General features: G+C 58.9%; 1 protein-coding gene. It reads left to right on the top strand.

The window, feature by feature from the left end; translation table 11 throughout:
* Nucleotides 1–254, top strand: a 254-nt coding sequence (locus P0G09_RS19210) for a gamma-glutamyl-gamma-aminobutyrate hydrolase family protein (protein ID WP_275253469.1), incomplete at its 5' end; no start/stop codon positions are given.
* Nucleotides 255–297: the final 43 nt, after the last annotated feature.

Here is a 297-nt window from a genome sequence, read left to right as displayed (position 1 = left end):
TGCGGCGGGACACCCTGCTCTCTCGCATACTGGGGCAGGATACCGTACTGGTCAACAGCCAGCACCATCAGGCGGGGGACAAGGTCGCCCCCGGCCTTGTGCTGTCGGCCCTGAGCGAGGACGGCATCGTGGAGGGCATTGAGAAGCCGGACGCGAAGTTCTGCCTGGGCGTGCAGTGGCACCCTGAGTGGCTCAGTGCTGCCGACCCCGCCTTGCAGGGGATCTTTGATGCCTTTGTGGCAGCCTGCAAATAAATTATAAAGAAATCAAAGCCAACTTGAACGATTTTTAAGCTCT

Origin of the sequence: Faecalibacterium sp. DFI.5.82 (genome assembly GCF_029076575.1) — a bacterium.
GTDB classification, from domain to species: domain Bacteria; phylum Bacillota; class Clostridia; order Oscillospirales; family Ruminococcaceae; genus Faecalibacterium; species Faecalibacterium duncaniae.
Note: the sequence above shows the minus strand (reverse complement) of the source record. Positions and strands in the feature narration are given on the sequence as shown.